General features: G+C 35.4%; 30 protein-coding genes and 1 pseudogene. 27 read left to right on the forward strand and 4 right to left on the reverse strand.

Annotation, left to right across the window (positions count from 1 at the left end; translation table 11 throughout):
* Positions 1–272: 272 nt before the first annotated feature.
* On the reverse strand, positions 273–1,190 hold the full coding sequence (locus CKJ95_RS19495) for an AraC family transcriptional regulator (protein WP_099355113.1): 918 nt from the start codon (positions 1,188–1,190) through the stop codon (positions 273–275).
* 191 nt (positions 1,191–1,381) lie between these two features.
* Between CKJ95_RS19495 and CKJ95_RS19500 the strand changes: the two genes are divergently transcribed.
* From CKJ95_RS19500 to CKJ95_RS19565, 14 genes are all read left to right on the forward strand, one after another.
* Positions 1,382–2,365 (forward strand): aldo/keto reductase, encoded by a 984-nt coding sequence (locus tag CKJ95_RS19500; RefSeq protein WP_099355114.1) that lies wholly within the window; start codon positions 1,382–1,384, stop codon positions 2,363–2,365.
* 30 nt (positions 2,366–2,395) lie between these two features.
* Positions 2,396–3,247: an aldo/keto reductase gene (locus CKJ95_RS19505; protein WP_099355115.1), complete on the forward strand. Its 852-nt coding sequence runs from the start codon at positions 2,396–2,398 to the stop codon at positions 3,245–3,247.
* A 328-nt stretch (positions 3,248–3,575) separates the two neighbouring features.
* Positions 3,576–4,361 (forward strand): cytochrome P460 family protein, encoded by a 786-nt coding sequence (locus CKJ95_RS19510; protein ID WP_099355116.1) that lies wholly within the window; start codon positions 3,576–3,578, stop codon positions 4,359–4,361.
* Positions 4,362–4,442: 81 nt separating this feature from the next.
* The gene (locus tag CKJ95_RS19515; RefSeq protein WP_099355117.1) at positions 4,443–5,129 is read left to right on the forward strand and encodes a DUF4405 domain-containing protein; all 687 of its coding nucleotides are present in this window, start codon (positions 4,443–4,445) and stop codon (positions 5,127–5,129) included.
* Positions 5,130–5,169: 40 nt separating this feature from the next.
* Positions 5,170–5,904, forward strand: a complete 735-nt coding sequence (locus CKJ95_RS19520; protein ID WP_099355118.1) for a flavodoxin — start codon at positions 5,170–5,172, stop codon at positions 5,902–5,904.
* A gap of 23 nt (positions 5,905–5,927) precedes the next feature.
* Positions 5,928–6,194, forward strand: coding sequence for a hypothetical protein (locus tag CKJ95_RS19525; protein WP_099355119.1), 267 nt, complete (start codon positions 5,928–5,930; stop codon positions 6,192–6,194).
* 237 nt (positions 6,195–6,431) lie between these two features.
* Positions 6,432–6,872, forward strand: coding sequence for an NUDIX domain-containing protein (locus CKJ95_RS19530; RefSeq protein WP_099355120.1), 441 nt, complete (start codon positions 6,432–6,434; stop codon positions 6,870–6,872).
* Positions 6,873–7,321: 449 nt separating this feature from the next.
* Positions 7,322–8,227, forward strand: coding sequence for a hypothetical protein (locus CKJ95_RS19535; protein WP_099355121.1), 906 nt, complete (start codon positions 7,322–7,324; stop codon positions 8,225–8,227).
* A gap of 196 nt (positions 8,228–8,423) precedes the next feature.
* A complete protein-coding gene (locus CKJ95_RS19540; protein ID WP_099355122.1) occupies positions 8,424–8,963 on the forward strand; it encodes a DinB family protein in 540 nt (179 codons plus the stop codon).
* A 176-nt stretch (positions 8,964–9,139) separates the two neighbouring features.
* A complete protein-coding gene (locus CKJ95_RS19545; RefSeq protein ID WP_099355172.1) occupies positions 9,140–9,544 on the forward strand; it encodes a hypothetical protein in 405 nt (134 codons plus the stop codon).
* A gap of 663 nt (positions 9,545–10,207) precedes the next feature.
* A complete protein-coding gene (gene ltrA / locus CKJ95_RS19550; protein WP_099355173.1) occupies positions 10,208–11,470 on the forward strand; it encodes a group II intron reverse transcriptase/maturase in 1,263 nt (420 codons plus the stop codon).
* A 199-nt stretch (positions 11,471–11,669) separates the two neighbouring features.
* On the forward strand, positions 11,670–12,023 hold the full coding sequence (locus tag CKJ95_RS19555) for an MmcQ/YjbR family DNA-binding protein (RefSeq protein WP_099355123.1): 354 nt from the start codon (positions 11,670–11,672) through the stop codon (positions 12,021–12,023).
* A gap of 183 nt (positions 12,024–12,206) precedes the next feature.
* Positions 12,207–12,674 (forward strand): hypothetical protein, encoded by a 468-nt coding sequence (locus CKJ95_RS19560; RefSeq protein ID WP_099355124.1) that lies wholly within the window; start codon positions 12,207–12,209, stop codon positions 12,672–12,674.
* Between the two features lie 77 nt (positions 12,675–12,751).
* Positions 12,752–13,351: a hypothetical protein gene (locus CKJ95_RS19565; RefSeq protein ID WP_257215870.1), complete on the forward strand. Its 600-nt coding sequence runs from the start codon at positions 12,752–12,754 to the stop codon at positions 13,349–13,351.
* A 200-nt stretch (positions 13,352–13,551) separates the two neighbouring features.
* Here CKJ95_RS19565 and CKJ95_RS19570 read toward each other — a convergent pair whose 3' ends face one another.
* Positions 13,552–14,565, reverse strand: a complete 1,014-nt coding sequence (locus CKJ95_RS19570) for a DUF2268 domain-containing protein (RefSeq protein WP_142353965.1) — start codon at positions 14,563–14,565, stop codon at positions 13,552–13,554.
* A 601-nt stretch (positions 14,566–15,166) separates the two neighbouring features.
* Between CKJ95_RS19570 and CKJ95_RS19575 the strand changes: the two genes are divergently transcribed.
* The 5 genes and pseudogenes from CKJ95_RS19575 to CKJ95_RS19595 all read left to right on the forward strand — a co-directional run bounded on the left by CKJ95_RS19575 (position 15,167) and on the right by CKJ95_RS19595 (position 18,955).
* Positions 15,167–15,553: an ACT domain-containing protein gene (locus tag CKJ95_RS19575; RefSeq protein ID WP_099355127.1), complete on the forward strand. Its 387-nt coding sequence runs from the start codon at positions 15,167–15,169 to the stop codon at positions 15,551–15,553.
* Between the two features lie 14 nt (positions 15,554–15,567).
* Positions 15,568–16,428, forward strand: a pseudogene (locus CKJ95_RS23925) (PhzF family phenazine biosynthesis protein).
* Positions 16,429–16,681: 253 nt separating this feature from the next.
* Positions 16,682–17,209, forward strand: coding sequence for a sigma-70 family RNA polymerase sigma factor (locus CKJ95_RS19585; RefSeq protein ID WP_099355128.1), 528 nt, complete (start codon positions 16,682–16,684; stop codon positions 17,207–17,209).
* Positions 17,199–18,191 carry an LCP family protein gene (locus CKJ95_RS19590; RefSeq protein WP_099355129.1) on the forward strand — a complete coding sequence of 331 codons (993 nt, stop codon included), beginning with the start codon at positions 17,199–17,201 and terminating at the stop codon, positions 18,189–18,191. Before CKJ95_RS19585 ends, CKJ95_RS19590 begins: the two co-directional genes overlap by 11 nt.
* Before the next feature lie 152 nt (positions 18,192–18,343).
* A complete protein-coding gene (locus CKJ95_RS19595; RefSeq protein WP_099355130.1) occupies positions 18,344–18,955 on the forward strand; it encodes a hypothetical protein in 612 nt (203 codons plus the stop codon).
* A gap of 276 nt (positions 18,956–19,231) precedes the next feature.
* On the opposite strand, the gene CKJ95_RS19600 is transcribed toward CKJ95_RS19595, so the two are convergent.
* Positions 19,232–19,654: an RDD family protein gene (locus CKJ95_RS19600; protein ID WP_099355131.1), complete on the reverse strand. Its 423-nt coding sequence runs from the start codon at positions 19,652–19,654 to the stop codon at positions 19,232–19,234.
* A gap of 233 nt (positions 19,655–19,887) precedes the next feature.
* On the opposite strand from CKJ95_RS19600, the gene CKJ95_RS19605 reads away from it, so the two are divergent.
* From CKJ95_RS19605 to CKJ95_RS23930, 7 genes are all read left to right on the forward strand, one after another.
* On the forward strand, positions 19,888–20,550 hold the full coding sequence (locus tag CKJ95_RS19605; protein ID WP_099355132.1) for an HAD family hydrolase: 663 nt from the start codon (positions 19,888–19,890) through the stop codon (positions 20,548–20,550).
* Positions 20,551–20,667: 117 nt separating this feature from the next.
* A complete protein-coding gene (locus tag CKJ95_RS19610) occupies positions 20,668–20,847 on the forward strand; it encodes a hypothetical protein (RefSeq protein ID WP_099355133.1) in 180 nt (59 codons plus the stop codon).
* Between the two features lie 174 nt (positions 20,848–21,021).
* Positions 21,022–21,306, forward strand: coding sequence for a hypothetical protein (locus CKJ95_RS19615; RefSeq protein ID WP_099355134.1), 285 nt, complete (start codon positions 21,022–21,024; stop codon positions 21,304–21,306).
* Positions 21,307–21,422: 116 nt separating this feature from the next.
* Positions 21,423–21,662, forward strand: coding sequence for a hypothetical protein (locus tag CKJ95_RS19620; RefSeq protein WP_099355135.1), 240 nt, complete (start codon positions 21,423–21,425; stop codon positions 21,660–21,662).
* Positions 21,663–21,716: 54 nt separating this feature from the next.
* The gene (locus CKJ95_RS19625) at positions 21,717–22,169 is read left to right on the forward strand and encodes a GNAT family N-acetyltransferase (protein ID WP_099355136.1); all 453 of its coding nucleotides are present in this window, start codon (positions 21,717–21,719) and stop codon (positions 22,167–22,169) included.
* 91 nt (positions 22,170–22,260) lie between these two features.
* Entirely contained in the window at positions 22,261–22,527 is a 267-nt protein-coding gene (locus CKJ95_RS19630) for a hypothetical protein (protein ID WP_099355137.1), read from the forward strand.
* Positions 22,528–22,676: 149 nt separating this feature from the next.
* The gene (locus tag CKJ95_RS23930) at positions 22,677–22,808 is read left to right on the forward strand and encodes a hypothetical protein (protein ID WP_257215871.1); all 132 of its coding nucleotides are present in this window, start codon (positions 22,677–22,679) and stop codon (positions 22,806–22,808) included.
* 70 nt (positions 22,809–22,878) lie between these two features.
* On the opposite strand, the gene CKJ95_RS19635 is transcribed toward CKJ95_RS23930, so the two are convergent.
* The gene (locus CKJ95_RS19635) at positions 22,879–23,796 is read right to left on the reverse strand and encodes a hypothetical protein (protein ID WP_099355138.1); all 918 of its coding nucleotides are present in this window, start codon (positions 23,794–23,796) and stop codon (positions 22,879–22,881) included.
* Between the two features lie 425 nt (positions 23,797–24,221).
* On the opposite strand from CKJ95_RS19635, the gene CKJ95_RS19640 reads away from it, so the two are divergent.
* Positions 24,222–24,353: a DUF3934 domain-containing protein gene (locus tag CKJ95_RS19640; protein ID WP_099355139.1), complete on the forward strand. Its 132-nt coding sequence runs from the start codon at positions 24,222–24,224 to the stop codon at positions 24,351–24,353.
* The last annotated feature ends 300 nt before the right edge of the window (positions 24,354–24,653 follow it).

Here is a 24,653-nt window from a genome sequence, read left to right on the forward strand (position 1 = left end):
TCCTGGTTCCTATTAAAGTTTCATTGAAAACAACTTATTGGTTTAATGAATAGCATTGAGCAGGTTTTTAAACAAAACGGAAGCATTAGTTTTACAAGAACTGTCATATAAGAGTGATTGTCATTAGACTTATACTATTCATTTAAAAGGGTATTTAACAATCAAACAGGTGCTATGAAAATCTAAGTAAAAATGTTCATAAATTGTTTATTAAGCTATTCCTTTTGAGAATTATCCTTCTTCATAAAAAAAACCCCATTTATTGGATGGGGTTATAGGTTTAGCGCTGTTTCATCATTACCTCTCAAACGCTTAATATCTTCTTTTGGTGGCAAGCCAAACTTGCGCGAATATTCACGGCTGAATTGTGAAGGACTTTCATAACCTACCCGAAATGCAACATCTGCAGCATCTGCTGACTCAGATAATAACAAGCCACGAGCTTCTTGCAGTCTCAGTTGTTTCTGAAATTGAATGGGGCTCATTGCTGTTACTTCTTTAAAGTGCCGATGTAGGGAAGAAACACTCATATTTGCTATTTCCGCAAGTTCCTCAATCTTTAATGATTTATCATAGTTATTCATAATATGTTCGATTGCACCACTGATTTGATGGGTTGAACTTCCTTCTATTGCTATTTGTTTCAGCATACCTCCATGTTCTCCTTGCAAAACCCTATAGATGATTTCTTTCACAATAAGAGGAGCAATTACCTTTATGTCTTTCGGAGTATCTAGCAAACGAACTAATCTTGTTACCGCATCTAGCAAAGAGGCTTCTATTTTGCTGACATACATCCCACGTTTAGCATTTTCCTTCTTGTCAACTCCCATTTCGAATTCACGTAACACCTCCAATATTTCACTTGGTGTGAATTCCAGTTTGAGAGCCAGATAAGGCACTTCAGGAGAGGCTTCCGTAACTTGTCCAGTAATTGGGAGGTTAACCGATGCAACAAGGTAATCGGCAGGACTGTACACATAGCTCTCCTGTGCGAGCAATACCTCTTTCCTACCTTGAACAATTATGCATAATGAAGGTTTATAAACTCCGTAACTTGGTCCTATTAAATCAGAGAAACGAGTGAACGATAAAGAAGGAATAGTAGTCGGATGAATTCCGTCATTACCTGTGTGACTCTCAATGAGTTGGGTCAATTCAACTCGCTGTTTATCGATTTGTTTGGTCATAATATGCCTCCTTGTGTCCTTATTTTTAATTCCATACTAATACATATTTTCTCAGAATGTAAGCAATTTGAGATAATTAGGCAATGATTTAGTAGGATTAGGATAAGGGTTTCTTATTTTTTATTGCATAATAAGGGAGTCACAGTTTTTATTCTTACATCTCCACAAAAGGGTAAGGAGTTGAATCGTACATGAAAAAACGGAACTTAGGAAAAAGTGACTTGCAAGTTTCCTCCATCGGACTTGGCTGCATGGGGATGAGTTATGGTTACGGTCCTTCTTCGGAAAAGAAAGAGATGATTTCGCTTATACACGAGGCAATTGACCGTGGGGTTACTTTCTTCGATACTGCTGAGGTATATGGTCCATATGTCAATGAGGAATTACTTGGGGAAGCCCTTGCTCCATTCAAGGGGAAAGTGGCTATTGCTACTAAGTTTGGTATCCAAATACAAAATGGCAAACAGGTTCTCGACAGTAAGCCGGAGCGAATTAAACAATCCATTGAAGGTTCGCTTAAACGGCTTCAGGTTGACACTATTGATCTTTACTATCAGCATCGGGTGGATCTGAGTGTTCCGATTGAAGAGGTAGCCGGAGTAATACAAGACCTAATCAAGGAAGGTAAAATTAAACATTGGGGACTTTCTGAAGCAGGGGTGGAGACGATTCGCCGTGCACACTCGGTTCACCCACTTACTGCTATTCAAAGTGAATTTTCGATGATGTGGAGAAGTCCCGAGAATGAGCTGTTTCCTACCCTTGAAGAGTTGGGAATCGGGTTTGTTCCTTTCAGTCCATTGGGCAAGGGATTTCTTACTGGAACAATTAAAAAAGATGCAACGTTCAGTAGCTCCGATTTCCGTAGAGTTGTTCCTCGCTTTAAACCAGAGAATATAGAAGCGAATCAGGTATTGGTCGACATAGTAAGAAAGATGGCTGTAGAAAAAGACGCAACGCCTGCTCAAATTGCACTTGCATGGGTACTTGCCCAGAAGCCTTGGGTTGTTCCAATTCCAGGTACTCGGAAATTGAATCGTCTAGAAGAAAATCTTGAGGCAGTTGATATTGAACTGAGACCTGAGGAAATCATTGACTTGAATGCTGCCTTATCAAAAATTGAGATCTCGGGAGATCGATATCCAGCGGAATATGCAAATAGGGTAGGGAAATAAAAATTTAAAATGCAAACAGGAGGAACTTTTATGCAAAAAGTAACTTTAAATAATGGTGTTGAAATACCAATTCTAGGCTTTGGGGTTTTTCAAATTCAAGATGAAAGTGAATGTGAACAAGCTGTTTATGATGCGATTATGGCAGGGTATCGTCTAATCGATACTGCTGCCTCTTATCTAAATGAAGAAGCAGTCGGCCGAGCAATCAAGCGGAGTGGTGTTCCTAGAGAAGAATTGTTTATAACCACGAAACTTTGGGTTCAGGATACAGGTTATGAGAGCACAAAGAAGGCAGTTGCAAAGTCAATGGAAAGGCTTCAATTGGAATATTTGGATTTGTATTTAATTCATCAGCCTTTTGGAGATATACATGGTTCTTGGCGAGCAATGGAAGAACTGTACGCGCAAGGAAAAATTAAGGCTATAGGAGTGAGTAACTTCCATCCAGACCGCCTGATTGATTTAATCATTCATAATGATGTTGTTCCTGCGGTTAACCAAGTTGAAACACATGTTTTCAACCAACAAATAGAAAGTCATGCCTTCATGAAAGAGAACAATGTTCAGATAGAGTCATGGGGACCATTTGCTGAAGGGAAAAATAACATGTTCCAGAACGAAACGCTGATGTCCATAGCCGAAAAGTATAATAAATCCGTTGCTCAGGTGGTTTTACGTTGGCTTACACAAAGAGGAGTCGTTGCGATTCCAAAGTCTGTCCATAAGGAAAGAATCATCGAAAACTTCAATATCTTCGACTTTGAATTAAGCCAAGAGGACATGGCCCAAATCGCCATGTTAGATACGAAAGAGAGCTTATTCTTTTCACACAGGGATCCTGAAATGGTGAAGTGGATTGGTACACGTAAGCTTGAGATTTAGTACCGGTTTCCATATAAACAAGAAAAAGTCGATTTCCTACTTGGAACATCGACTTTTTTCTTAGAACTCATTTGCTATTTGTCCTATTTCTCGAGGGTGTTTTATTAAGCCAATTTACTTGTTATATAAGTGATTGTGATAAGATTAGGCAAACATTTGATACGATTGTGATACCAGACGTTATATATACTGTTGCATAATAATTGATAAGTTGTTTAATGGTATTTTTTTATTTATAAAAATATCAAATAAAGGTGTTGGTTGCAGACCATGATTAATACCTAGTTGTTGGTCTTGTAGTCGTATAGAACCTTGGGGGAGGAAAAGTGTGAAAAAAATACTATTTATGCTCTTTATCTTGATGGTGATGTCTATATCTCTTATTGCTTGCAGTAACAATAATGATAATGCAGTCCAACAGGAATCGACGGGTGATGATTCACAAAACGATAATGCCCAACAAGAGCCATCGGAGGACGGTTCCCAAGAAGATTCTACGGAAGACGGTTCTAGTCTTATCCAATTTCCTGAAGATTATCGAGAGGGAGTTCTTTATACTACAGTGACACGAGGAAACGCTTACGAGGAACTTTTCACGAGTCGGGAAACGATTGAGGCAGTGCAGAATGGTGAACCAATTCCAAATGGTACTGTAATTACCCTTGTCATTTACGAGGATGATGAACTTGACCGAATCTTTGTGATGAAAAAGGCCACAGACCTGGACCCACAACTGTTGGATGAACAGCATAATGGAGAATGGGCTTTTCAGAACTTCACTCCCAATGGAACTGTAAATGAACAGGAAGATCTTGGTCGCTGTATGTCTTGTCACGCAAATCAAGAGAGAGACGATTTTCTATATAAGCTGGAAGAAATGAAGAGTTTTGATCTTGAAGAGCTTGCCGGTTTAAATGAAGATAATAGAGAATCTCAAATCTCAAGTGTCCCTACAGATGAATGGGAGGTAAGAGAAGTAGCAGCTCACTTAGATAACTCGCCTTCCAACGATGTGAATAGTAAGGAGAATATTGTATTAGAAGGTCAGGAAAAAGGTGAAATAATACAAAATGTTCTTTTGACATTTCATCTTAATCAGTTGAAAAACGAATAGATTTGTAGAATAAGATTTTTATTTAATGAAAGCTAAACGACAACTCTTGTATCTAATAAAAATAAGCAAAGGATGAAACATTTGAATCAAAATATAGCAATTAGATTGGTTATTGATTTAACCATGACCATTCTGATGTTAGTGGCAATGGCTTATCATATTACTGGGAATACAATTCATGAAGTAGTTGGGGTTATCCTATTTCTTTTATTTGTTGTTCATAATATTTTGAATAGAAGATGGTATAAGGCAATCGCTAAAGGAAAGTACAATATCCGTCGTGTTTTAAGCATTACGGTCAATTTGCTTTTTCTTATGTCTATGGTAACCATAACGATAAGCTCCTTCCCAATTTCTAGTGATTTATTCCCTATTATTCCTGTCAATAACGACATGGTATGGAGAGAAATACATGTTTTGACATCCTATTGGGCATTTATCTTGATGGCAGTACATATAGGAATGTCGTGGACAACAATTATCAATGCAGTAGGAAAGATGGGTGGATTCACACACACTAATCCTATCCGCACCATTACCTTACGTTTTATCGCAGTTATGATTGTAATTTACGGTGTGCAGGCTTCTTTTGAAAGAGAGATGAGTTCCAAGTTAACGATCTATAATCCATTTGGTTGGGGTGCTGATGATTCCGCTCTTAGATTTTTAATAGATCATCTAGCCATAATGGGAATTTATATAAGTGGTACTCATTATGTGCTTAAATTTGTACAAAGGATGAAAAAGGAGAAGACTAGCAAGAAGTAATCAAAAGGTTAGAAAAGGGATACCGAAAAAGGAAGTGAGTATGATAAAGCAAGTAATCTTATCAGTTGGTTTAGCTTTTAGTTTCATTCTAGTTGGCTGTCAAAATAGTGGACCAAGTGAAACTCCATCAAGTTCAACAAATGACCATTCTGAAACTCGGTTATCCTTAGGAACTCAAGATTCCACATTACCAATTGAGGACACTGAGTATGGTCGTGGAGCACAATCAGATGGAGAGGACACGAATGCACAAGAAGAGCCCACACGAATGATTTCAGATGATGCTAATAGTATAATAATCTACTTTTCAAGGTCAGGTAACACCCAAAATCTTGCGAGAATGATCTACAACGAAGTCGGTGGAGATATGCTGGAATTAACAGTTGCAGATCCATATCCTTCAGATTATAGTCAAGCAGTAGAACGAGCTAACGAAGAAAGAGATAATCAAGAATATCCTGAGATTAATACAGACATTCCTGATTTATCCCAATACGATACTGTCTATTTAGGGTACCAAACCTGGGCAATGACTTTATCTAATCCTATGATCTCTTTTTTTATGGATCATGGTTCTGATTTGTCAGGAAAAACGATTTATCCCTTTTCAACCAATGCTGGGTATGGTGAAGGTGATACGATAGAACGTATTGAGGAACTCGCACCGGATGCAAGTGTTGCCACAAGTTTCAGTATTCAAGATGAAGATTTATTGGATAACCATGATCAAGTTACTAAATGGCTAAATGAGAATCAGTCACAAAGGGTAAATTAGATTTGAACGAAGCCTAGTAAATAATGAATTTACACTTCATAGAAGTTCAGGTATGTGGTAGCGGGTTAGTTTCTATTTTTGTTGATGAAGTTAAACGGTTTCTCACGTTACCCGAACCAAAAGTAAAAAGCGTACCATCTGCTGATGTAGATAGACTTGCGAATGCTTTGGGAGTCATTTCAAATAGTGTTAAAGCTAGTGCTACGATTGATGTAGGTGCAGTATGGATTACGATACAATTATCTAATGCAGACGAAGTACATCGGCTTTTCAACTCAAGGGCAGTTTAGTGAAAGAGTATCTTTCATCTTCTGAGTAATTGTTGTAAAATAAATATGAACTGGAAAATTTTAGCTAGGGTTCCACTATCTAAGTAGGTTTGTGACCGAGGGCTACATCTTTTACAATAGCGTAAAAGGCACCTATTGACATAAAAGGTCCGAGGGGAAAGGTTCAGCGTATTTGATATGCGTTGAAATCCTTTCTCCCTTGGACCTTTTTTTATTATTTTAAGGGAGGTTTATTAAATGAAAAATATTGATGAATTAAAGGCAGGAGTAGCAGTGATTATTTTTAATGAGGAAAAACAAGTTTTGTTACAGAAAAGAGCTGATGTAGAACTATGGGGTATTCCTTCAGGACATATAGAAATTGGGGAAACGGTTTCTGAAGCAGCTATCAGAGAAGTAAAAGAGGAAACCAATTTAGAGATAAAAATTAAAAAAATTATTGGTGTGTACTCTGAACCGAATTCACAGGTATTTGCTTATCCCAATGGTAAAGTAGTACATTTTATAACAACTTGTTTTCTTGCTGAAATTACAGGTGGGGAACTTAGGTGTAATTCTGATGAGTCACTCGAAATAGAATTTTTTTATCCAGAAGAACTACCTCAAGACTTATTGAAAATGCATCCTCAATGGCTAAAGGATGCTCTCGTTAATAGAGAATTGGCTTTCATTCGTTAGTGAATTCTTATTCAGGTAACGGGTTGTAATAATAGTTTAATGGAGCAATTAGTTGTTTAAACAAGTTGCTCCATTAATTTTGTTAGATATTTTTTTGATAAAACTCCTTCCTAAGACGACCACTTGGCTCAGCATATATTCGAGTAGTTTTATTTTGATATTCGTTTAATGATATATCTCTTTTGTGCTTTGCTCATGCGAATGTTTTACTAGACTTGGAGAGGTGAGCTTTAATTATTCTGTTTTGGTTGTTGGTGGAATTGGTGGTATAGCTATTTGTAGTATTTTTGAGGGGAATGAAGTATTTTCCGGCTATGCTGTAATGTTAGGAATAATAGTATCTTTATTAAGTGCGATTTTTTTTCAATTGAACTTAATGCACAGAGATAAAAAATAGTTGTTCAGCTCGGATTTCCAACAAAGAGTTTTCCTACTAGATAGGGGTAAAAATGGCATCTATTGTGTACACAGTTATATTAATTGTTAGTTTTATATTTTTAGTCTTAAAAAGGGACGAAGTAGAATCCAATTTTCCGTTAAAAATAATTGGGTACTTTATATTAGGGTCATTTACCTTTAATTTCAATCAAATTCCACTTCCTCTTGGGTTTATAGTGTACCTGTTATTTTTTCGACCAACGTTAAATGTAGATGTAAAACGAATGGCAGCTATCTTTGGTGTTTTTACATTTATACTGGTCCATTGGATTTTACCGTTTTCCACTCATGAATGGCAAAGCCGCTCAATATTAATCGAACGGGAACTTGGTTCAGTATATACGATGAACTTTCAATATGAATATGAACTAATTAAGGATGAATTAAAGCTAGAGAACCAAAATTTAAGGCTTGAGAATTTTAAAGTAGAATATGTTAAAGATGGTAGAATTACAGACTTAAGCTGGCAGCTACTTGGACAAAATGGCAATCGTTTTAATCTTTATCAAATTCGTTATGATATTGATGAGGGTAGGTATCGAGTTACGAATAGTCAGCTTGATACATGGCTCCAATACAATCGATTAGTAATAGCTGAACAATTCTTTGAACATCTTAATCTTCTTGGTATTAAAGATATTACTCATGCAAAGGGTGACTTTTCTTCCTATGTGATACGAAGTACAGGAGAACGAATGAATTATGCAGTAGAAAATGGAACTCATTTTTACTTGTCAAATGGAGAAATAAAAATATTAGATAATGAACAGTTACCAGTTGAAGCCTTTTATATTTCAACATACGCAATGAAGAAAACGGGAGAAAAAAGAAATGACCAAGGAAATATAACAGAAGAAAGCTTCGAAGGTACTGAACCATCTGATTATTTATTTGATGTAAAGTTTGGTGAGGAATGATAAAAATATAGATTGTATCTTTTTACCGTTTTTAATATCGGTCTAGGATAATCAGTTTGTAATGTGAATAAATACACTTATAGTTCGGTTGCTTTACTTCAATAGGGGTAAAGCATTTTATTTGTAATAATAGGTGAGTTTGAAGAGATATAATCATAGTAAATGGAAGTTGCTAATGATGAGAAGGAGGAGTTGTATGAATTTTAACATGAAAGAAGCTATAGAGGTGCTTGAGCGTACACCACAAACGCTGGAGTATTTCTTATCTGGTTTATCAGAAGGATGGCTTCACTGTAATGAAGGTGAAGGTACTTGGAATGCCGTTGAAGTAATGGAGCACCTCATTGAGGCTGAGAAAAATAATTGGATACCAAGATTAGAATTTATTCTTCAGGAAGGTTGCAATAAACCGTTTCCTCCATTTGAACGATATTCACACTTAAATAATAAATCTCAACTGTCAATAGACGAGAAATTGCAGGAATTTAAAGCAATAAGAATGCAAAATATAACTAAACTTAAGTCCCTTATTGAACCTGAACTTCATCTTGAGTTGAAAGGTTCACACCCTGCATTTGGTACAGTGAAGATGAGAGAGCTGCTTTCAACTTGGGTTGTTCATGATCTAACACACATTGCCCAAATAGTAAGGGTTATGGCTGAGAGATACAGGGCCGACGTGGGTCCTTGGAAAGAATATTTAGGTATTTTAAAAGAGCAGGGGAATAAACATTAAGGTGTTCTTCAACAAAGAGAGATTGAAAAATTTAATAGATACAAATATAAAATTCTTCTTATCTTCAAGGCTCTCTTTTCGTATAGTTTTGTAGTTTATAGATATAGAAGAGTAATTTGAAACTTTTTCCAGAAGTCCTCGTCTTATACTAAAAAGGGGGAGATGCCTTGAAGAAAATGATGAATGTAATAGCCCTTATAGGAATAATTTCAATGTTTATAGCAGGTTGTTCAAACCAAGAACAAAGCGTTGAAGTTCAGAAACGTATTGGTGATGAAAATAATTATGAAGACTTCAAATTAATTACGAATCATCAACAAGTTCAAAAGATCAGGGAGATAATCGATAATATTGATTGGGAAACAGCAAAGGTACAAATGGCACGTCCTGCTGATTACAGATTTGCATTTCAATTTAAAAATGAAGCAAAAGCCGTGTTGTATGAACTTTGGATAAGTCCAAATAAAGACAAGGTAGAACTCATAATAGACGCTGGTAATAAGTACGTTCAACTAGACAGGAATACGTCAGCAGAACTTTTTAAAGTTCTTATTGGCGAAAAATTATCTGACCAAAAATAGATTTGTGTAAGCACGAAGCAGTTTAGTTGAAGAAAAATGAAACTTTGTGTGAGCAATTTTCGTAAAATTAAGTTATGTAGAGTGAGCATATTAAATTTACGGGATGGTGCGTTAATTCAAAAAGGATTAATGCATATTTTGTGTGCCAGGCATGTTCATTAACTTGGCGGTGAGAGTCCGCTATGGGCGTTGGGATATGCGAACCATTAGCCAAAGGCAAGGGTGTCCGTGGCGACGCGGAATCTGAAGGAAGCCCTAGGCAAATCCTCGGTCTGAGGTACACGAATCACATTTGAGGTTTACGTTTCAGGACGAGTTTGCAAAACAAAACAAAGTCCAAAATATCCCCAGATGAACCGTAAATAAATGTGGCAGATATATGAGGAGAAAGTGAATGAACTTACCCTGGGAGGTCTCTTGATATCCTGGAAAGGAACCTACTTAGTGATGAGTAGCTGAATCAAGAGAAGTCAGCCGATGTCATAGTATCAACCTTCCGGTTGAGAAGGACGGAACGAAAGGAGAGACCATGTTAGACTACTTTACAAAGGAACGAAGACACAGCCAATCGTAAGACTACAATAGAGCTAGAAGGGCGGAAACCGACGAACTCTTTTGTAGAGTGGAGTTCTCTTTGTGCAAAATCAAGAACATGGGAACGATATGGAACATAATAACGAATTAATTGAGAGAATTATAAGTCGAGAGAACATGAATCTAGCCTTCCAGAAGGTAAGGAGAAACAAAGGAGCAGCAGGAGTCGATGAGAAAGATATAGAAGCTACTCGCCTTCATTTGAAAGAACACGGACAAGAAATCATTCGGCTTATACGGGATGGGCAATATAAACCTCGAGCAGTTAGAAGGGTAGAAATCCCAAAACCTAACGGTGGGAAGCGTAATTTAGGAATCCCTACAGTAACCGATCGAGTTATTCAGCAAGCAATTATTCAGGTATTAACCCCAATTTTTGAGAAGCAATTTAGTCCTCATAGCTATGGATTTAGGCCTAATAAAAGTGCTCATCAGGCTATTGAGCAGGCTAGATTATACATCGAAGATGGGTACCAATATGTTGTAGATATGGACCTAGAAAAATTCTTTGATAAAGTACAACACGATAAATTAATGTCTATCGTAGCTAAGACCATTACTGATAAACCGACATTAAAACTTATACGTCGGTATTTACAAGCAGGAGTCTTGGAAAATGGTGTTGTGTCTGTAAATAAAGAAGGTACTCCACAAGGAGGACCACTTAGTCCACTACTTAGCAATATTATCTTAAATGAGTTGGATAAAGAACTTGAAAAACGAGGGCATAAATTTGTCCGTTACGCCGACGACTGCAACATATACGTGAAAAGTCAAAAAGCTGGTGAACGAGTTAAAAGTGGAATAACCGACTTCATAGAAAAGAAGCTAAAACTCAAGGTGAATGAAGAGAAAAGTGCGGTGGGAAAGCCGATAGCACGTATATTCTTAGGGATGAGTTTCTACCGAAGTAAGGGAAAAGTCAGGGTGTACGTGCCAAAGAAATCTAAACAAAGGTTTGAAGGTAAGCTAAAGAAACTCACAAACCGCAATTGGGGAGTAAGTATGGAATATCGCATTCAAAAGATAAACCAACTAATTCAAGGGTGGGGGAACTATTTCAAAATCGCTGATATAAAGAGATATACATATTTACTAGACGCACATATCAGAAGAAGATTGAGAGCCTGCCGATGGAAAGAATGGAAGAAAACGAGAACAAAATACCGAAACCTAAAGAATCTTGGCATCTACTCAATTACTGCTTGGAAATGTGCAAACTCCCGAAAGGGATATTGGAGAACGTCTAATAATCCTGTCTTGGATTCAGCTATGAATAAAGAATACTGGCTGAAACAAGGACTAAAACAATTGATTCAAATTATTACATAAACTTTCGAACCGCCGTATACCGAACGGTACGTACGGTGGTGTGAGAGGTCGGCGCGGTAACGCGCCTCCTACTCGATTGTGAAGTAATTGTACTAATGGGGTAGGTTAGTGTATGAAAGGGTACAAGGGTTATAATTAAGGATGCAGCTTTATTAAAAGACTAGCAAGTTATTTTAGTAGGTTTGAGAAGAGGTTAACAATGAAAAATAGAGAGGAAGCTATCGGTTACTGTTTGGGGTTTGGTAATACATATGAAGATTATCCATTTCGCGATAAGAATTGGACGTTAATGCGACATATAGTTAACAAGAAAGTGTTTGCGTGGATCTTTGAAAAAGATGGCCTTATTTGGATTAATGTGAAATGTGAACCCGGTTTTTTGGATTATTGGCGTCAGATTTACAATTCGGTAGTTCCGGCATTTCACCTAAATAAGGACCATTGGAATTCGATAATTCTTGACGGAACTGTTCCAAAGGAAGAAATTTACGAAATGATAAAACAAAGCTATATATTAACTAAAAAAAATAATAGTAAAGTTAATTTCAAATAGTAAAGGCATTGATACAGGAAGGATTAATCCCGTAATCTATTTAAAGTAAAGGGTAGCGATGATCCAAGAAGGATTATCGCCTATTTTAGTTGAAGTTATTAAGTTAACGAGGCAGATTAATTCAATAAGAAATCACTAAAGTAATGAGCATTTACTTTAAAATAAGATTAAAGGGTGGTTGAGATGCAAAAAGTTTATCTAGATAGAACAGAATTAACTGGAGCCATAAATGTAAATTTAAAAGATATCGAGGTTATACCAGCAGGTACAACAATTTATCCAATGAGTTTTTACCATAAAAATGAGGAGTATCAAAAATATGCTAACGATTATGATATTCAATTTATCTTTGACGATGATATTCCACATTTAGAATTTTATACGGTTCCGTATGTAGATATTATGGCAAAAGATAGTAAAGGTGGATTTATCGGAACTGTTGGTCAACAATGTGATTTGAAAAGTGATGCACCAATTTGTTATATCAATAGGCATTTAGAGTGCTTGATAATTTCTGAAAACGGAGAAAATTTTCTGAGTAATATAGGATCATGGCAAGATAACTTGAAACCCTATGATAAAATTACTGTTTATCGTTCGAAAGCAGAAGCAGAAATGGAACTAGAATTTATCGATTTGTCTGTCTTGTAGTCCTCCATCATTATAAATTCATATTGAACTAACGGGGCAGGATACTTGAAGAACTAAAATAGTCTATGGGGGATTATATGGATAAAGCAAATTTAAAAAAGTATTTAAATAGATTTTTTATTTTGTTATTTGGAGTCTTTGTTATTTATAGTATTTATGTTCAGTTAGAGTATAAACACTATGTTAATCAAAGTATAGATAGAAATTATGACAATTTATCTATTATATCTGTTAAAGGAAGTAATTTGGCTAACAGGCTGGAGGAGTTTGTTCATTTAACTATCGAAAACGAAGGAAAAAGTGATGCGAAAAGCGATTTGTACAACAATTGGAGAATTGTTAACGTAGAGAGTAGAAGCATTCACTCCTATTTATTTGCTATTTCAACAATACATATGGGAGACGCATCATCTGATTGGGATTTACTACAATATAGCTTATTTCGTGTTGATGAATTTATATCTGGTATGACTAATAAGTTTCTTGAAAATCATTCGTATGCTATAAGTAGTGAAGAAAAAGAGAAAATGGAAGCCGTTATTAGAGTTTTTAATACCATTGGTGAAGAAAAAGACAATAAATTGGTTGACATAGAAGGCATCATACATTCTATAAAGGAACCAATGCTAATTATTGACAATAATTATTCAGATACACTTGAACAAATAGGTAGGTAAATAAAAAATATTGGATTGTTAAAGCTTACGGGTGCGTTTCCAGCAGGATTAAGCACCTTTTCTGTTGTATTCCTTATTGAACAAACGAAGCAGGATAGTAGAAGAAGAAAAAAACAGCTTTATAATTAAGTAGACAGAAAATGCAAAACAAAAAAGCAAAGTCAGAATGTCTCTTCCTTTGCAAGAATCTAAATAAACTTTTATTTTGAGATCCTATCTCCATATTTACTATTTGATAAAATCTCCTCCGCAGATAATATCGTCCAGTCATGAACCGAGACGGAAGGGTTATTTTCCAAAAAGGAATTCATGATTTGGTATCCAATTTTGTAGTTGGTCCAAGTGGGGATTCCTTTGCTAGGATTTCCATTATGATAATCGTGATATAATGATCGGTCAAGGTCAATTGACCATAAATCTTCTTCCAAATCCTCCCATACCTCTTTTTCTTTTTGGGCTGAAAGAGGTTCTATCCACGGTATAGTAATATCGGGGTACAGACTTTTGGCAAAAGTGTCCGCTTTACCTTCAAGAATAATTGAATCTAATAAAGTGTTATTCCAGTTTACATTTCCGCTCTCGCTCTCCATATAAATAGTATGATGATATTCATGCGCAACAGCATACTCCAACAAATCTTCTTTTAATGAAGATGGTTCAATCTGTATTATGATTACATCCTTACTAACTGCGTTCCCAGCAGTGCCACCCATTAGAACGAAACCATACATGTCATCCGGATTAGGAGGAAATAAATACACAGTCTTATTCCCGCCTGGAAGGGTATTAGATGATTTAATTAAGGCTTGTTCTATTGTTTTATTTATTTCATCTTGATTATTAATTAGAGAATATACAAATTCCTCCAAAGTTTTTATGTCTTTAGGAGTTGCAAAAGCCCAATGGTCCTTTATCCAATACCCCTCTCCTTTACCTAAAGTATCTAATTGAAATGGTTCGACAACTTTTTGATAGTAATGTTCTTCCATCTTCTCGTGTTGTTCAATTTCTGAAACGCTTTCTATGTAATCTAATACTTGAGTATAAAAGGGTATAATTCTAAATTCCTGATTGCCATTCTTCACAATGAAGGGGTTCTTAATATTTAGATCCTTAGGTGATTCAACTTCAATTGTTTTATTAGTACAACCGATAAGTAATACAACAATAACGGAAAATATGAAAAAAGGAATTAGTCTATTAATTTTAATCACCACCAAATTCAAAACTATTTTTAGTATACTCTAAATTTTCCTTTTCTTCCAATTATTTTACAAGTAGATTATTATTTTATCGCCTACTTACATGCCTGTTACTTTTAACTCATTAGACCACCTTTACTGAAGAAAAGTGTAGACGGGTGGATAAAATTAGCCCATCACTGCATAATTTTTTTCACTTTTAACCTTTCCTGTTTATATTTAACTCACTGGAAAAGCAAATAATGAAAAAACGTGTTAAAGTTTGTGAAATAATGTACTTAAACTATTGGGTGCAATAGTCCAAGAAGGATTATGGTTTTGAACCGGAACAACAACCAATTATCCTTCCAAACAAACCGCAAACTCACATAGCTTTATATTTTAATGATCCTGATGGAAACTCATTAGAATTTATTCCCCCTTTAAAATTAGATTAAGAAATGGATTTTAAAATGATGGAATTTAGAGATTGGCGTAATAGTAAAGGTGCGTTATCTAAGAAGGATTAACCACCTTTTTTTTGAATTCCTTATTGAACAAACGATCTAAGTTAGTGAAACAATAGTTTGAGAGAATATATGGTAAAATAACTCCTAAAAGGAGTGCTGAAAATATGAAATTAAAAGTTTTAGATTCAAATTTTTCAGTTGTGAAATTTTCTCCAACTGAAAAAATACCGGTGTGGGCATTAAACTCCGATGTATTTTCTATTACCCGAACAGATGAAGAACTTTCTATCGTCTGCACCTCTGAATGTTTACCTCTGAATGAAGGATTTAGTGACGTGGAAAACGATTGGAAGTGTATAAAAGTAGAGGGAGTTTTAGACTTTAGCTTAACAGGAATATTAGCTTCTTTAGCGAATCCATTAGCCGAAAATAATATCAGTATCTTTGCAATTTCAACCTTTAATACCGATTACCTACTTGTTAAAAGTCATTCAATTGAAAAGGCAAAAGTTGTATTAGAGAATGATGGTCACAATTTTAGCGACTTTTGAAAGGGGAAACAATGATGAATCACCAAGTTCCATTCCAACAAGTTGATGTATTTACAGAGATTCCATTCAAAGGGAATCCAGTTGCCGTAATACTTGATGGCAATGAACTCTCTACTGAAGAGATGCAGTCAATCGCAAACTGGACGAACCTTTCTGAAACTACTTTTGTATGCAAGCCAACGGACCCACAGGCTGATTATAGATTGCGTATTTTTACCCCTAATAGTGAACTTCCTTTCGCGGGACACCCAACGATAGGTTCTGCTTTTGCAGTGATTCAACATGGCATTAAACCAAAGACAGCAGGTCGCTTAGTTCAGCAATGTGGTAGCGGGTTAGTTACTATTTTTGTTGATGAAAATAAATAGTTTCTTACGTTACCTGAGCCAAAAATTAAAAGCGTACCATCTGCTGATGTAGATAGACTTGCAATTGCTTTGGGTGTCAGTTCAAATAGTGTTAAAGCTATTGCTACGATTGATGTTGGTGCAGTATGGATTACGCTACAATTATCTAGTGCAGATGAAGTGAGAAGCTTACGACCCGACATGGCCGAACTCGCCACATTAATTCCATCTGGGGTAACAGGTGTTACTGTATTTGGACTTACTTCCGGAAATACAGAACCTGATGTTGAAGTACGTTCATTTGCCCCTAACGAAGGAATAGATGAGGACCCAGTGTGCGGTAGTGGAAATGGATCCGTGGCAGCATTAGTTGAAAAACATGAACTTATAGGAAAACAAACTTATGTAGCAAGTCAGGGTTTTTGTGTAGGGAGAAACGGCAAGGTTGAAGTTCGATTTACCGAAAATGGTAAAATCTTAATCGGTGGTCATGCAGTAACTTGTATTGAAGGAAAACTTAATATCTAATGGAAAGACTGTGATAGATTGCGATGATCAGAGAAAGAAAGATCATCGCTTTTTTCTGTAAAAATTAGTCAACGGAATGGATGGCTTAGTGAAAGTTTAAATGGGATACTTAAATATCCTTGTATAATAAATGGATTTAAGTTAAAAGCCAATAAAATGACGTTTGTTAAATAAAGTTCTTTAAAATTGAACCTAATATGATTTGATAATCGTCTAATAGCATTGAAGAAGGTTGAATGGGAGGGTAGTAGAATTGGACAGAGAAGAAAAAGATATTATATTAGAAAAAATGATGATTGAATATGGTAATGAGTTAGTACGATTGGCATTTTCTTATGTGAAAGATCCAGAGATTGCTAAAGATATGGTGCAAAATACGTTTATAAAATGCTATAAAAACCTGGATTCGTTTCGATATGATGCACAAATAAAAACCTGGCTTTATCGCATAACAATTAATGAATGCAAAGACTATTTAAAAAGTTGGCATTACAAAATGGTACAAGTTAGAAGTTTTATTAACGAAACCACAAGGTCAATAATACCGTCAACAGAGAAAACAGTTATTGATAAATATGATAACGCAGAAATGAAAGAGAATATTTTTACTCTTCCGAAAGTGTATCGGGAAGTGATTTATCTGTATTACTATGAGTCTTTAAAAACAGATGAAATTTCTAACGTTTTGGATATTCCAGTTAATACAGTCAAATCTCGATTGAGAAGAGGGAAACAAAGATTAGAGTCAGTGATAAAGGAGGCAGAATTTTATGGAAGATAAACGAGTAAAAAATAGATTTATTACTAGGTTTGATCAAGAATTAAGATTTACGAAAGAAGACCGTAATGAAGTGTTTAAACAAATACATAAAATAGAGAATAATAACACACCAAAGAAAAATCTTGTTTCTATTTCAAAACAACTCGCCATTCCTACAGCTTCTTTATTAGTGATTGGCTTGTGTATATTATTGTTTATTCCATCGATTTTTCAAGGAAACGTTACGAATGAAAACAACGGAATACATGCAAGTGGAGTAGAATCTCAAGAAGACGAGTCTTTTACCACGCTATTTATGGTAAAAGATGAGAATAATAGAATACCAATTAACCTTTTACTTAGTTTTAATGAAGATAAAAAGATGATGAAAGTTCTATCCATCCCTCGTGATACTTACTCTCCGATAGTGGATAAGAAAAATGGAACTACTTTATATGATAAATTGACACATGCTTATATTTACGGTTCAGGAGGAGCTGAAAATGTAAGAACAACAGTTTCTAAACTATTTGATTTACCTATTGATTATTACGCTGTTATGGACATAGAAACCCTTTCAAAGTTGATTGATTCAGTAAACGGTATAGATTACGACTTGCAAGAAGATATTGAAGTAAGAGCTATATCTAGAGTGTCATTTGAATTCAAAAAGGGGAAGAATCGTTTGAATGGAGAAGAGGTTGTGGCATTAATGATGGCTGCTACAGTAGGAAGATTGGGTGAAGAAAACCAAGTAAACCTCATTCATGCAGTAATAAATCAAACGAAAAACGTAGTACCACAAACACTATTAAAACAATCTGCTATTAAAATAGAAGGTAATGCTCCTGTTGAGCAATTGTTAGAGATGGAACTTGACTCGATACATTCGGTATCATTAACCGATGGTATGATAAATGAAAGGATAAATGGGGCATTCTATATTAAATTTGAAAAAGATTTTTTACATTCTGTTTCAGAAGAGTTAACCACGTTTAACTAGTTAATTAAAGTTATAGAATGAAAAGAAGATTCACCTTAATAGGGAAGTTTTTTGTAATAAGAACTGATTCAAATATACAAAGGGAAATCCTTGGTCATGTAAAAAAATAACTTACGTGGAGTATGTTTAGATAATAGATTGGAGCTCTTAAAATGAGAAAAAACAAAATGTTTACTGTGGCAACTTTATTAATTGTTTTATTAGTCGGAATGTCTGCTTGTAGCAAATCATCAGATGATGCTGCGTCAATCAATAAAGTTTCGGAATCTGATAATCTATCAAAAAGTACAAATGATTTGTCTACTGACAGTACAGAGAAGTCTATTAATAATAGCATTAATAATTCGGAAAGTAGCGAATCTGGCGATAAAAGAGAAGAAGAGAAACAAACACATAAAATCAATAATCCTGATAATAATACATCAACCCAAGATCAGGCTAAACTAGCTAGTAATTCACTAAATACAGATGCTTCTCCATCAAATGATGTATCCGCCGAAAGCACACCAAAAACCGATAGCAGCGAAGGAAATCCTGTTATAGTCGTTTCAAGTGGGGAAAAAGCGATCCAATATCTAAAACAGCAACTTCCTGAGGGAAAAGATGAAGATGTTTCATTCGGTGTTGATGAAACCCTTGCGACTGATGATCACGGTTCATACTATACGGTACAACTCGTTTCCGTATCTACGCGTGTATCTGGCAAAACTGGAACCTTAGGTTATTATAAGGTTTATCAAGATGGTGTTTATAAGACCTTTTAAGATTGTACTAACGAACGGAGTGTTTTGATAAAGAAGATCCAGAATGGATACAAAGAAAACTCGGCAAATTTGAACTGGACCCCCATTGTTAGTTACAAAACTACCAATGGGGGTCCAGTTTTTTATATGTTTAATTTACATTTGAGGACAAGTTATGGGCAATAAAAGCGTAAGAAAATGGAAACCTTTCTTATAAGGTCACAAATTATAGAATGCGAGTTATTTATCTTGCTTTTGCAGTTTGGGAGACACGGGGACAGACGCAGGTCTCCCCTGTTAATTTCTTTCGGGGGGATTATAGGTGACATATGTGCCTGCTACGAAGTCATGAATTGCTCTTTTATCTTCTCGGACGGCAACCATTACTACACTTACAATGAATCCGATTCCTAAAGTCAAGGCGTATATTAGCCCTGCTACTACAATCCGAAGTAGCATATTCCCAATGTGTAACTTTTCGCCATCAACCCTCGCAATTCGAATTCCACATATTTTCTTTCCAACTGTATACCCGTACCATAAGACTGGTAGGCTAAGAGCATATAAGAGTTCAAGAAGGCCAGATTGCCAAGAATCATCATCTATCGGAAAGTTAAAAATGAGTGAAAATAGAAAAACAACAATAAAAATGACAAAACCATCAATAAGCGAAGCACCAAGACGAATCCAAAACCCAGCTGGTTCAAAAGTACTATGCATGTAAACACCTCCATTAGAATGTATTCATCTGAATGACTCTTGATTACCTTATTTTACCATCGTATAATACCGGTCATCACCTAGATGAATTAAAACAATATGTAGAAGAACTGAACTTTATTAGAGGTTTATGTTGAAGCTGTTAAATAACTGGCAGTTTAGATTTAGAAGGATTTTGTATTAACTATATAGAAGATATGATTAGCTTGAAGTTGGGGAGAGTGTCATCAAAAGTGATAAAAGCTGTTTTATTTGATTTAGATGGAACTTTATTAAATAGAGATGAGTCAGTGAAAATGTTCATTGAGAGGCAATATGATAGGTTATATAAACTAGTAGGTCATATTCCCAAAGAGAAGTATGTGTCACGATTTATAGAATTAGATAACCGAGGGTATGTTTGGAAAGATAAAGTATATCAGCAATTAGTTGATGAATTTAATATTGCTGATATAACTTGGGAAAATTTACTCGAAGATTATATTAGCGAATTTAAGAATAACTGTGTTCCTTTTCCCAATCTTATTGGTATGTTGGAAGAATTGAAAAGTAACCATCTTGTTTTAGGAATGATTACAAACGGATACGGACAGTTTCAAATGGATAATATTAAGGCATTGGGTATAGATAAATACTTTAATACGATTTTAGTATCGGAATGGGAAGGAATTAAAAAGCCGAATCCTCAAATATTTATCAGAGCACTAGAGAAACTTAAGATTTTACCTAATGAAAGCATATTTATGGGAGACCATCCAGTGAATGATGTAAAAGCTTCTCAAAATGTAGGAATGAAAGGAATTTGGAAACGAGATTTTCAATGGGATCATGTTGAAGCAGATTTCATAGTTAATGATTTGTCTGAGTTACCTTTAATCATTAAAAAATTAAGCTAACAAAATGTTGAGTCTATTTAAACTAAAGGGTGCGTTGATCCAAGGAGGATTAATGCACTTTTTTGTTGAAGTTATTCAACTAAAAGGTGCATAACTGTCTAACAGTGGAGGTTTATTATGTTCGTGTTTCATATCTTATTGGCAATAACGGGTATGGCAATGTTGATTTTAATTCTAATTTTCTTTGTGTACACAATACTACGTAACAAAAAGAACTATTACTCTTGGTTTATCTTAGCAGTAATCGTTTTCCTTTTAGGAGTTGCCCTTTGGCAAAGTTTAAGTCGTTTCAAATAAGACCTTAATTCTTATTCAAGTAACGGGGCAGATTTGTTCAATAAGAAATAACAAAAGGAAGAACATTTACTATAAAATAAGATTTGACGTATTAATGTTTAATAAAAAAGTAATGCAAAAGATTGAGATGATACACTTTAGTATTACGATAAATAAAAATATGGAGGTATAGCTATGTGGATAATATTTGGGGTTATTGCAATAGTAGTAACTTTTATAAATCTTTATATGTATGCAGCAGGAAAGGATTATAAGCTTGCTATGGCGTTGGGTTTATCATTTACAGCATTAACACTTTGTGCAGAATACAGTCTTGTATCGATGTGGGTAGAAGCGGAAGATTGGGCAGCTTTAATGGATGTAGTACCTGGTATGGAAAGAGCATTATGGTTTTTGACAATTGTTTCTATCTTGCTAAATATAGCACCTATACTTTTAGAACGAAAAAGAAAGAAATAATGACTTATTGTCAATCATTTATATAATATGCAATTAATGTATAAGTGTTTTATAACTAACGGGTGCGATAACTGAAGAAGGCACTTAGTATTAAGATGTGAATTTGGAGTGATACGATGAAAGAATATTATCTTGCAGTGACGTATGATGTTTGCGAACATAATAATCTATATGTAGATATGAATGAGTACCCATTAGATATGACTATTGATTTAGATGAGCAGATAAGCAAATTCGCTAAAATGGATGTTGCTCCCTTAGTAAAGGTTTATGAATCAGATACCAGTGATTTTAAGGAGTTAAGATTGTACAAAGAATATAAATTCAAGGAATATGAATGCGGATGTAATCAGTAGTGTTGTTCAACCAAAGGAGTGCGTTGATCTAAGTAAGGTAAAGAAGGAGATAAAATGGAGATTAGAAAACTTAATAAAACGGATAAACTTCCAATAGAATTGTTGTTATTGGCTGATCCCTCAAGAGAGATTGTTGAGGAATATGTTAATAGGGGCGAATGTTTTGTAGCTGAAAGTGAACAGCAAATTATTGGAGTCTATGTATTACTTCCAACAAGACCAGAGACAGTGGAACTTGTGAATGTTGCAGTGGTACAAGAGCAACATGGTAGAGGTATAGGCAAACGGTTGGTAATGGACGCAATTCAGGTAGCTAAGACAAAAGGCTATAAAACAATTGAAATTGGAACAGGAAATTCAAGCATAGGACAACTGGCTCTTTATCAAAAATGTGGCTTTAGAATAGTTGGGGTTGATATGGATTTTTTTGTAAGGTATTACCCAGATAAAATTTTTGAAAATGGTATTCAGTGCAGGGATATGGTCCGTTTATCTCAAGATTTATAGGTTGAAATAGTAAAAGTTATTGAACAAACGAGTAGTATAGTATAAGAAGCAGTAGTTTCATTTGGTGTATTAATAAAAGGGGGGGATGGATATGTTTTTCTTTAATAAAGAAGATGTTTATATAGGATTTTCAATGGAAGAATTATCTAAGGTGAGAGCAATTTTAGAAAGAGAAGGCATAAAATCTACCTATAAAACTATTGACCCTTCAGGAAAATGGTTAGGACCTGGTACATCAAGAGGAAACTTTGGAAGTTTCGGAATGAACAAGAATTACGAAAAACAATATGTTGTTTCTGTTCGAAAAAAAGACGCAGGGAATGCAAAGTATTTTATTAATAGTGTTTTGCATTCATAAGAAATTTCACTACGAAGCAAGTGTTAAATATCCACGTGCCATTACTGAGTAGTTTTTTCTTGTTTAGCTAACGAAGCAGGATTGGTTAATAAGGATTGTTAAAGAATGTATAAATTCACTTGTATTATGAGGGAAAAGAGGTCGATATTATGGAATTTGTTATAATGGTTGGAATTGTTGTCATTGCAATTTCTTGTTTATCAATTGATGGGAAGTTAAGAAAAGTAAGCGAACAAAACATAGAAATTATAGAACTATTAAAACAAGGTAAAGAAAAATAAACATTGTTGGTTATTGAAAACTAGAGAAAAACAAGAGAATAGCAATAAAAAAACGACGGAAGTCCGCCGCTTATAGGTTTGACAATATATCGTTCATTTGACTTTCGAATTTTTCCCGAACGTCTTCGCCTGCTTTCGTGAATGTAAGGTCATATGCAGTTCGTTGCCAATCGTCAAATGCTTTGGTCAAGCCTGTTGCTTCAATCGAAGATTCGAACCAATTCACGTTATGAAGAACGGAACTCGCAAGCGTCATTTCAGCCGATCTATCGTCTTGATAACTTCGAAATTCCGAACCGTCCGCCCAATTCTTCGCAATGTCCTTCACGAAAACTTTAAGCGTTGCATATTCGGGAGTTTCTAACGTAAATCTATCCAAATTGTTTCGTGCCTCAACGCTTCTTGGGTCGGATAATTCGCCGATTCTATCGCGAAATCCGTCCAACTTCGCCCATGCCTCGTAATATCCGTATGCGTCTCCGTTTGTCCGAGCCTCGGTTATGCCTTTGATGGTTTCGTTAATCAATGTGTTCAACGGCGTATTGTCCGACATAGCCTTCACGGATTCCAAGATTGGAACGTCTCGTTCGACCGATTCGTTAAGAAGTTCTTGTGGATAGAAGCCTTTTTCAAACGTGATGAAGTGTAGTAAATCACCGCCTGGAAGATTGAAGCGGATTTTCTTTTGAAGTGCTTCGTCTTCTTGTAGATAGACCTCAACCGCCCGGTTGACCATCGGGTTGTCCTTCATCGATTCATGACTTGGTACTTCGTTCATTTCAACCGTTTCACGATATGCCGTCACTTTTTCGGACATTTCTGGCGTGAATACTTGGTTTTGAGGATAATTTGCAATCATTTCATTGATCTCTTCCTTCGTGGGTGCGTCTGCCTTTGCTTTGATCGGTGCGTCAACATGCGTGAACCCCACGACAAAACTACCACCGACAAGGACCCCACTCAATACTATTAAAGCTTTCGGTTTCATTTTCTATTTATTCCCCTTCTTCCATAATTTTTCCTTTTTTAAGTCTAACATAATTATTTTTCAATTTGGAGAATCCGTTATTTATTTTTCAGATATTCATAGAAAATCATCATGTTTGTGTTGGTGAAACGTAGGACAAGAGTATGATTTACAAAAAGCAGTGACTCACACCTTTGTTAGCTTTTTTTTTGCGGCTAAATTACGGAGTAGGAAAACCCTGAACGAAATAGCGTTGTGAAGTATTGCACATAAAGGATATAATGGTTTTAAAGGGATAGTTGAGAAATATGGGTAGAATTGTTGGTTTAAAACATATGGTTGACTGGAAGTGTTTTATTAATTGAAATATGCTTGGTTAATAACCGCGTAAAATACTAAAACTAACAGATGGTTAACTCAAGCTAGAAGGACAACGGGGTGATGTTATGAGTAAAGCTAAAGGGAAAAGTGGAACAGGGAGAGGAACAGACAAGAAGGGGTGGAATCGTTGGCAAGCTAGTGCAAATAAAAAAAAGAGTGCAAAACCATATAAAAGTAAAGGTGTAAAAAAAGATTAAGAAAACCCTCGACAAATTGGGTGCTTAGATGTCAACTATATATTATTTGGGAAAATATTTGTAAAGAAGGATTATGATGAGTTACATACAATTAAACCAGGTAACTCCTTCTATGATTAAGCAAGCACTACAAGTAATAAGAAACCATTTCCTTGGTTAAAAAGCTTTTAGTGCAAGATTGGCTGCTGCCTTGCCTGTAATGATAGGATTAGAGCCTTTGGCAACTTGCAATAAGGTTTATTTGCAGGCTTAGGTGGTTTTTTAATCCCCATGGTTGAACCTGGAAGATCACGTGGGTAA

The organism is Fredinandcohnia onubensis (assembly GCF_002734285.1).
In the GTDB taxonomy this organism is placed as follows: domain Bacteria; phylum Bacillota; class Bacilli; order Bacillales; family Bacillaceae_L; genus Ferdinandcohnia; species Ferdinandcohnia onubensis_A.